At 70.3% G+C, this 8,178-nt stretch carries 9 protein-coding genes; 5 read left to right on the top strand and 4 right to left on the bottom strand.

Annotated elements, in window-relative coordinates; translation table 11 throughout:
• Positions 1-105: 105 nt before the first annotated feature.
• Positions 106-900, bottom strand: a complete 795-nt coding sequence (locus ACWDNU_RS44310; protein ID WP_449673254.1) for an enoyl-CoA hydratase-related protein — start codon at positions 898-900, stop codon at positions 106-108.
• A 202-nt stretch (positions 901-1,102) separates the two neighbouring features.
• On the opposite strand from ACWDNU_RS44310, the gene ACWDNU_RS44305 reads away from it, so the two are divergent.
• Both ACWDNU_RS44305 and ACWDNU_RS44300 read left to right on the top strand, forming a co-directional pair.
• Entirely contained in the window at positions 1,103-1,270 is a 168-nt protein-coding gene (locus tag ACWDNU_RS44305; protein WP_005155393.1) for a DUF3117 domain-containing protein, read from the top strand.
• An 88-nt stretch (positions 1,271-1,358) separates the two neighbouring features.
• Positions 1,359-2,798 (top strand): leucyl aminopeptidase family protein, encoded by a 1,440-nt coding sequence (locus tag ACWDNU_RS44300; RefSeq protein ID WP_449673253.1) that lies wholly within the window; start codon positions 1,359-1,361, stop codon positions 2,796-2,798.
• A 59-nt stretch (positions 2,799-2,857) separates the two neighbouring features.
• On the opposite strand, the gene map is transcribed toward ACWDNU_RS44300, so the two are convergent.
• Entirely contained in the window at positions 2,858-3,646 is a 789-nt protein-coding gene (map, locus tag ACWDNU_RS44295; protein ID WP_449673252.1) for a type I methionyl aminopeptidase, read from the bottom strand.
• 82 nt (positions 3,647-3,728) lie between these two features.
• Positions 3,729-4,625 (bottom strand): LysR family transcriptional regulator, encoded by an 897-nt coding sequence (locus ACWDNU_RS44290; RefSeq protein ID WP_449673251.1) that lies wholly within the window; start codon positions 4,623-4,625, stop codon positions 3,729-3,731.
• 63 nt (positions 4,626-4,688) lie between these two features.
• Between ACWDNU_RS44290 and ACWDNU_RS44285 the strand changes: the two genes are divergently transcribed.
• Positions 4,689-5,879, top strand: a complete 1,191-nt coding sequence (locus ACWDNU_RS44285; RefSeq protein ID WP_449673250.1) for an MFS transporter — start codon at positions 4,689-4,691, stop codon at positions 5,877-5,879.
• Positions 5,880-5,911: 32 nt separating this feature from the next.
• On the opposite strand, the gene ACWDNU_RS44280 is transcribed toward ACWDNU_RS44285, so the two are convergent.
• Positions 5,912-6,568 carry an O-methyltransferase gene (locus ACWDNU_RS44280; protein ID WP_449673249.1) on the bottom strand — a complete coding sequence of 219 codons (657 nt, stop codon included), beginning with the start codon at positions 6,566-6,568 and terminating at the stop codon, positions 5,912-5,914.
• A 224-nt stretch (positions 6,569-6,792) separates the two neighbouring features.
• Between ACWDNU_RS44280 and sigE the strand changes: the two genes are divergently transcribed.
• Both sigE and ACWDNU_RS44270 read left to right on the top strand, forming a co-directional pair.
• Positions 6,793-7,407, top strand: coding sequence for an RNA polymerase sigma factor SigE (gene sigE, locus ACWDNU_RS44275; protein ID WP_037353366.1), 615 nt, complete (start codon positions 6,793-6,795; stop codon positions 7,405-7,407).
• On the top strand, positions 7,404-8,075 hold the full coding sequence (locus ACWDNU_RS44270) for an anti-sigma factor family protein (protein ID WP_370940276.1): 672 nt from the start codon (positions 7,404-7,406) through the stop codon (positions 8,073-8,075). The genes sigE and ACWDNU_RS44270 overlap by 4 nt, the downstream gene beginning before the upstream one ends.
• Positions 8,076-8,178: the final 103 nt, after the last annotated feature.

Here is an 8,178-nt window from a genome sequence, read left to right as displayed (position 1 = left end):
GTCAAGGCATCTTTCCCGCCTTGACAAGCCACCCCAGACCGTCAGCACAATCAAGCTTCGGGGTGCCCCACCGCACCTCTCTTTTCCGCGGCGAAGCCCGCGGTGCTACTTCCCCTGAAAGTTAGGCTTCCTCTTCCCCACGAAGGCTTCAACCGCCTCCGAATGATCCGCAGTAGCCCCAAGAGCAGTCTGCGCGGCATCCTCAGCCGCCAACGCCTCCTCCAACGAAGACTCCGCCGCCACCCCCAACACGCTCTTGATCTTCGCGTAAGCCACAGTCGGCCCCCCGGCCAACTTCGCCGCCACCTTCTGCGCCCGAGCCGCGAGCTCCTCGTCCGGCACAACCTCCCCCACCAGCCCGATCCGCAGAGCCTCAGCCGAGTCCACAGTCCGAGCCATCAACATCAACTCAGCAGCCCGCCCGTACCCAATGAGCCGCTGCAACGTCCAAGACGCTCCCGAATCCGGCCCCAACCCGACATTCGCGAACGCCATCAAGAACGACGACGACTCAGCCGCGATCCGCAGATCACTCGCATAAGCGAACGCCGCCCCAGCCCCAGCAGCAGTGCCGTTCACCGCCGCGATGACCGGCTTCGGCATCCCGGTGATGGCCTTGACGATCGGGTTGTAGTGGTCGCTGACCGTGTGCAGCGGGGCCGGGTCGTTCGCCTGCAGCAGGCCGACGTGCTCCTTGAGGTCCTGTCCGGCGCAGAACGCCTTGCCGGTCCCGGTCAGCACGACGGCGCGGACGTCCGGGTCCTCGGCGGCCGCGCGCAGCTCGGCGATCAGGCGCTCCTTGAGCTCGACGGTCAGCGAGTTGTACGCCTCCGGCCGGTTCAGGGTCAGGGTGCGCACGCCGTCGGCGTCGGCGGTCAACAGGACGTCGGATGTGGTCACGAAATGCTCCTCTGAAGCGGCGGCTCGGGTTCTCGGGACTGAGTCTCGCACCCTCGGCGGGCGGCATACCAGCACCGATGCGGCGGCAAATGATCGGTCCGCGTTCGCGCCCGGGCGCTGATGAGGGACAATGGGGGACGAGACCCGGCTGGCATGGGAGTGCGCGACCCGGGCGCGCCGGTTGAGACGGAGGGAGCACGCTATGGCGGCCATGAAGCCCCGGACCGGAGATGGTCCCCTCGAAGTGACCAAGGAGGGGCGGGGCCTCGTCATGCGGGTGCCACTGGAGGGTGGCGGCCGGCTGGTCGTCGAGCTCTCCGCGGAGGAAGCGAAGGACCTCGGCGCTGCGCTGCAGGAGGTCACTGGCTGACCTGCGCTCTCCCCGCTCTGTCCACTGTGCACCCCGGTCTCCTCTTGGAGGCCGGGGTCGGTTCGTCTGCGCCCTAAGGTTGCTCGCTGTGCGTAACTCGCTACCACCCGTTCCCACGAAGCTGCCCGAAATCGAGGTCGTCGCCGCGACGCGCCGCGGAGTCCCGCGAGCAGTGCTGGTCGCGCCGGCCGAGGCGGAGGAAGGCGCAGCGTACGGGTCGAGCGGACGCACCGCCGAAGTGCGCGACGTGCCCGAAGACGGCGACGGTCCGCGCTGGGTCGCCGGTATCGGCGAAGGCGCGCCGAAGGACTTTCGCCGGACCGGTGCCGCGTTGGCGCGCGCGATGCGCGAAGCGGCCGAGAACCGTCCCATCCGGACAGTCCAGGTCGTACTGCCCGAAGACGCGACAGCGGAGCACGCCGCCGAATTCGCGGTTGGACTGTCGCTGGGCGGCTACCGGTTCGTGGTCACCACGACAGAGCCGAAGCCTCCCGTGCCCGCCGTACGTCTCGTTGTCGCGCACGAGCACGCTGTGCCCGCGTACGCGGCGGCAGTCGCGCGCGTACGCGTTCTCGCGGCGGCCGCTGCCTTTACGCGTGATCTCGCAAACACGCCGTCGAACATCAAGAACCCGGCATGGCTGGCGAACACCGCGGCGAAGGTGCTGGGCGGCACCGTCGACGTGACTGTGCGAGACGAGAAGTGGCTCGCCGACAAGGGGTTCGGCGGAGTTCTGGCGGTCGGCGGCGGTTCGGTTTCGCCGCCGCGCCTGATCGAAATGACGCACCGTCCGCGCGGCGCGACGAAGCACCTGCTGTTCGTGGGCAAGGGGATCACCTTCGACACCGGCGGCATTTCGCTGAAGCCGGCCGACGGCATGCACCTGATGCGCACCGACATGGCGGGCGGCGCGGCCGTGATCGCCGCGATGCGCGCGATCGCCGAGCTGAAGCTGCCGGTACGCGTCACCGCGCTGGTGCCCGCGGCGGAAAACCACGTCTCCGGCGGCTCGTACCGCCCCGGCGACATCGTGCGGCACTACGGCGGCCAGACCACCGAGGTCGGCAACACCGACGCCGAGGGCCGGATGGTGATGGCCGACGCGCTCGCCTACGGGATCGCGCAGTTCAAGCCCGACCTGATCGTCGATGCGGCCACGCTGACCGGCGCGATGAAGGTGTCGCTGGGCGTGCGCACCGGCGGTTTCTTCTCCACCGACGACGACCTCGCCGCGCGAGTGGTCGAGGCCGGTGCCCGCGCTGGTGAGGCGTGGTGGCGGATGCCGCTGGTCGAGGACTACGCGACCGGGATCGAAGGCGAGCTAGGCGACGTCCGGCAGGCCCCCGGCGGCCCCGGCGGAATCATGGCGGCGCTGTTCCTGCGCGAGTTCACGGCGGGGCTGCCGTGGGCGCATCTGGACATCGCGGGCCCGGCGCGCGCGGACAAGCCGTACGACGACGTGGTGCCTGGCGCGTCGGGGTTCGCTGCCCGGACGTTGGTGGAGTTCGCGGCCTCGTACGAGAGTTGATCCGGAGCTGCGGATCGGTTTCTCGGCCGGGCCGACGGTTCTGCCGCGGCAGTGCGAGGCTAGTTCTTCCCCGCCAACTCTTCCTCCCGGCGGGTAAGCACGGTCGGCTCCCCATCGGTGATCGCCACCGTGTGCTCCGAGTGCGCGGTGCGCGAGCCGTCGGCCGAGCGGATGGTCCAGCCGTCCGGGTCGTAGACGATCTTGTCCGTCGTGCGCGCCAGCCACGGTTCCAGCGCGAGCGTCAGGCCCGGGCGGAGTTTCATGCCCCGGCCTGCCTTGCCGCGGTTGGACACGTGCGGCTCGCCGTGCATGGTGCGGCCGATGCCGTGCCCGCCGAACTCGGTGTTGACCGGGTAGCCGTAGCCGGTCGCGACTGCCTCGATCGCGGCCGAGATGTCGCCGAGCCGGTTGCCCGCGCGGGACACCTTGATCGCGGCTTCCAGCGCCTCCTCGGTGGCCCGGATGATCCGCTGGTCCTCCTCGGCGGGCGTGCCGACGATGACCGTGCGCGCCGAGTCCGCAGCCCAGCCGTCGATGGTGACCGCGATGTCCGCGGTGAGCACGTCGCCGTCGCGGAGGGTGTAGTCGTGCGGCAGGCCGTGCAGGACGGCGTCGTTGACCGAGAGGCAGATGACGTTGCGGAACGGGCCTTCGCCGAACGACGGCGCGTAGTCCCAGTAGCACGAGACGGCCCCGCGCCGCTTGATCATGCCGCGCACGTGGTGCTCCAGGTCCAGCAGGTTCACGCCGACGTCGGCGAGCTTGCCGACCTCGGTCAGCACCTCGGCGATGAACCGCCCGGTCACGTGCATGCGGTCGATCTCCGCAGGCGTCTTCAGCTCGATCACGACTACCTCGCGTCCTCAGGTTCCGGTATTTCTATACCGGAAACGGTAGCACGGTGCCGGGATACAAATACCAGCCTGGCCGTTAGTCCGTCATGCCGAGCACGTGGTCCCGGAACGCTTGAACGGCGGGCGAAAGCGGCTCCCCGGCACGCCAGGCGAGCCCGATCGTCCGGTGGACCGGCGGATGCAGCGGCACCTCCGCGACGCCGGCCGGGGAGCCGGGTTCGAAGCGCGGCAGAAGCGCGACGCCGAGGCCGGCGCCGACGAGTCCGCGGACGGTGTCGGATTCCTGGCCCTCGAACGCGACCTTCGGCGTGAAACCGGCGGCGGCGCAGAGGTCGTCGGTGATCCGTCGCAGGCCGTAGCCGGGTTCGAGGAGCACGAACGGCTCGTCGGCCAGCTCCGCCACTCGAACGCTGCGTCGTCCGGCCAGTCGATGTCCGGCGGGCACCGAGAGGTGGATCGGCTGCCGGTCGAGGACGACCGTCTCCAGCCGCTCGTCCTCGACGACCGGGGCGAGCAGGGCGAGGTCGAGTTCGCCGGACACGAGCCGGTCGACCATGTCCTGCAACGATCCCTGCACGAGGGAGAACCGGGCGGTCGGGGCCTGTTCGCGGTACGCGCGCAGCAAGCCCGGCACCAGCGACCGGCCGAGCAGGTGCAGAAAGCCGAGCACGACGCGGCCGCTCGCCGGTTCGATCTCCTCGCGGGCGAGGCGGACCCCGGCGTCGACCACGGGCAGCGCGCGTTCCGCAGCGTCGGCGAGGAGTTCGGCGGCACGGGTGAGCCGGACGCCTCGGCCGTCGGGCACGGTCAGCGGTGCGCCGAGGGCCTGTCCCAGTGCGGCTAGCCGCCTGCTGACTGTGGGTTGCGGCACTCCGAGGATCTCGGCCGTGCGGGTGACGTTTCCAGTGCTCCGCAGCGTGGCCAGCAGAGACAGGTGCGGGACGAGCTGCGCGGTGAGGCTCTCATTCGGCACGGTATGAATGATGGCAGATCAACGTATTAGACGTATTGATTAGCCAAGCTTACTTTCAAGGTCATGCTCTCCTCCGCCCGCCGGGTCAAGGTCGCGGTCGCCGCCGCGGGCTTCACGTCGTTCGCCCTGCTCTACGCGCCGCAAGCGGTCCTGCCGCAGCTGGCCGGGCAATACCACCTCGATCCCGGCGGCGCGGCGCTCGCGGTGAGCGTGGCGACCGGTGCGCTGGCGATTTCCGTGCTGCCCATCGCCGCGTTGTCCGAGGTGGTCGGGCGGCGGCCGGTGATCATCGCGTCCGTCGTGATTTCGTCGGTGCTCGGGCTCTTGCTGCCGCTGGTGCCGGACTACTCGCTGCTGCTCGTGCTGCGCGCGGTGCAGGGCGTCGCGATCGCCGGATTCCCCGGCGTGGCCACGGCTTATCTCGTGGAACGACTCGGGAAGACCGGCGTCGCGGCCGCGGTCGGGGCGATGATCGCGGGCAACACCATCGGCGGCATGACCGGACGGCTGGCCACCGGGTTCACCGCCGGTCCGTTCGGCTGGCGCGGCGCGCTGTACGTGGTGGCCGGGATTTCGCTGGTCTGCGCGGTCGTGACGGTGGTGATGCTGCCGCCTTCGCCGGTCAAGACGGGGGAGCGGCAAGGCCTGCGCGACATCGGCGTCGGCCTGCTTACCGCGGTGCGGCGGCCGGTTTTGCTCGCGCAGTACGCGGTCGCACTGCTGGCCATGGGGTCGTTCGTCGCGCTGTACAACGCGGCCGGGTTCCGGCTGACCGGCGCGCCGCTGAACCTGTCGCCGGCGATCGCGTCGCTGGTGTTCGTGTCGTACGCGCTGGGCTCGGTTTCCTCGGCCACGGCCAACCGGCTGTCCGCGCGGATCGGACGGCGGCAGGCGCTGGTCGGGATGCTGCTGCTGACCGCGGTCGGCGCGTTGCTGACGATTCCGGATTCGCTGCCGTTGATCGTCGTCGGCTTTCTCGTGCTGACGACGGCGTTCTTCGCCGCGCATTCGATCGCGAACAGTTGGGCCGCGGCCGAGGCCCCGGAGAACGCGCGTGGCCAGGTCGGCGGGCTGTACATGCTCATGTACTACCTGGGCAGCAGCATCGGCGGCGGGGTCGGCAGTGTCGTCTACGGGCGGGCTGGGTGGGATTGGCTGATCGTGGCTGTGGTCGTGTGGCTGGGGCTGGCCGTGGCTGCGGTGCAGGTGGGCACGCGGGTGCGGCGACAGGAGCGGGTGCTGGTGGGGTCGTGAGTGCTAATCGCGGTTCTAACCGTGATTGCCACTCACGAGCACGCCGTGGCCACCAGCAGTCCGCCGCCGACCGGCAGCAGCGCCGGGATCAGCCGGTCGTCCTCGCGGACCGCTCGCGCGACTTCGCGCAACGCCATCGTCTCGGGGTCGCGCCGGGCCGGGTCGGTGAGCCTGCCGCCCGCCAGGACCTGGTGGAACACGATCACCCCGCCGCGGCGCAGCAGCGCGACGCCCTGCTCGTAGTAGCCGGGGTACTCGATCCGCGCGGCGTCGACGAACACCAGGTCGTAGCCGCCGGGGGTGAGCCGCGGGAGCACGTCCAGCGCGCGGCCGACGATGAGCCGCATCCGGCCCGGCGGGTAGCCGGCTTCGAGGAAGGTCTTGCGCGCCGCCCGCTGGTACTCCGGTTCGATGTCGATCGAGGTCAGCACGCCGTCGGCGGCCATCCCGCGCAGCAGGTACAGCCCGCTCACGCCGGATCCGGTGCCGACCTCCACGACCGCCCGCGCGGCGACCGTCGCGGCGAGAAAACGCAGCGTCGTGCCTGCTCCGGGGGCCAGCGGGGCGCAACCGAGGTCGACCGCGCGCAGCCGCGCCGCGGCCAGCACGTCGTCGTCGGGCAGGTACCCGTCGACCTGCTCGGCGCCGACCGCCCCGGTCTCGGCCGCCGCCTCTGTCCCCGAACTCACGCGCGAAGGTTAGCGCTGGTTGTCGATAAATCAGCGAAGGCTCCCTGGTAAGCGCCTTCCGGCCCCGGGAAAGCCCGCGAAAACCCTGGAAAGGCCAACTTCTCAGGCTGCTCTCAGACCGGTCTCATGAGTTCCATAAGGAAGCCGGACAGACTGAGTCTCAACCACACGGGAACACCGTGTGCCCGGCCCGCGTTGGCAGAGGTGAAGAGGAGTTGACCCAGATGGAGGTGCCTGCTCCCCTGATGCAGAACGCCGAACTGCCGGAGGCCGCTCCGGTGACCGTGGACGCAGCCGAGGCGGCCTGGACGCCGCCCTCGTGGGACGAGGTCGTGCGCGAACACGCCGACCGCGTGTACCGGCTCGCCTACCGCCTCACCGGCAACACGCACGACGCCGAGGACCTGACCCAGGAGACGTTCATCCGCGTCTTCCGGTCGCTCGCGTCCTACAAGCCCGGCACCTTCGAGGGCTGGCTGCACCGGATCACCACGAACCTGTTCCTCGACATGGCGCGCCGCCGCTCGCGCGTGCGCATGGAGGGACTGCCCGAGGACACCGACCGGATCGTCGGCGACGACCCGAGCCCGGAGCAGCACTACAGCGACACCCACCTGGACCCAGACCTGCAGGAGGCGCTCGACGAGCTGCCCCCGGAGTTCCGGGCCGCGGTCGTGCTGTGCGACGTGGAAGGACTGTCGTACGAGGAGATCGGCGCGACGCTGGGCGTCAAGCTCGGCACCGTGCGCAGCCGCATCCACCGCGGCCGCTCGGCGCTGCGCGCGTCGCTCGAGCGCCGTCGCGCGACCCGGGAGGAATCTGCGAAGGTGTCCGTATGACCGGCTGGCGTTTCGCCGAATCCCACCTCATGCCCGACGCGGTAGTCGCACTGGTCGACGGCGAGCTGACGCCCGTCGCCCACGACCGGGCGCTGGCGCACGTCGCGCGCTGCCCGGACTGCGCGGCCGAGGTGACCTCGCAGCGGCAGGCTGTCGCCGCGGTGAAGGACGCGGGTGCGCCGTCGATGTCGGCGGGTTTCCTGGCCAGTCTCCGGTCGATTCCGGAGCACACTGATTTGCCTGGTGCGCCGGACAATCTCGCGGTCACTGCCGATGGCCAGCTGGTGGCTATCCAGCGGCCGGAACGGGTGGCCGGGTTGCGGGACGCCGGGGTGCTCGGGGGTGCCGCGCCGTTGGGAACAACCGCGCCGCTCGGGCAGTCGGCGAACGTGCTCGGTGGCGGTCGGTTCGCTTTCAGCCGGAAACGGGCGGCGCAAGGGGCCGGGGTCGTGGTGTCCGGGCTCGTGCTGAGCGCGCTCGCGCTCGTCGGGACTTCGGCGGATAGCGGGGAAGGGTCGACTGGGACTGGGCCGGTTCGGGTGCCTAATGCGAATTTGCTGCCTGCGCAGATGAATGTGCCTCGGTCGGCTGGGGGCGAGGCGGTGTCTCCTGAGCCTGAGCCGGTGCCTGGGGTGGTTCGGGCTGGGGCTGCTGTTGCTGCTCGGTGAGGCGTCGCGTTCGGCTCGTCGCCTGGCGGCGACATTGCCGTGAGTGGTTGCGTGGGGCACCCCGAAGCTGAGTGTGACTACGGCGCGGGGGTGCTTGTCAAGG

Source organism: Amycolatopsis sp. NPDC003676 (genome assembly GCF_053587275.1).
Note: the sequence above shows the minus strand (reverse complement) of the source record. Positions and strands in the feature narration are given on the sequence as shown.

Coding starts and splice junctions, on each gene's coding strand:
- ACWDNU_RS44305 (WP_005155393.1), top strand. CDS start 1,103: ATGGCGGCCATGAAGCCCCGGACCGGAGATGGTCCCCTCGAAGTGACC.
- ACWDNU_RS44285 (WP_449673250.1), top strand. CDS start 4,689: ATGCTCTCCTCCGCCCGCCGGGTCAAGGTCGCGGTCGCCGCCGCGGGC.
- sigE (WP_037353366.1), top strand. CDS start 6,793: ATGGAGGTGCCTGCTCCCCTGATGCAGAACGCCGAACTGCCGGAGGCC.
- ACWDNU_RS44270 (WP_370940276.1), top strand. CDS start 7,404: ATGACCGGCTGGCGTTTCGCCGAATCCCACCTCATGCCCGACGCGGTA.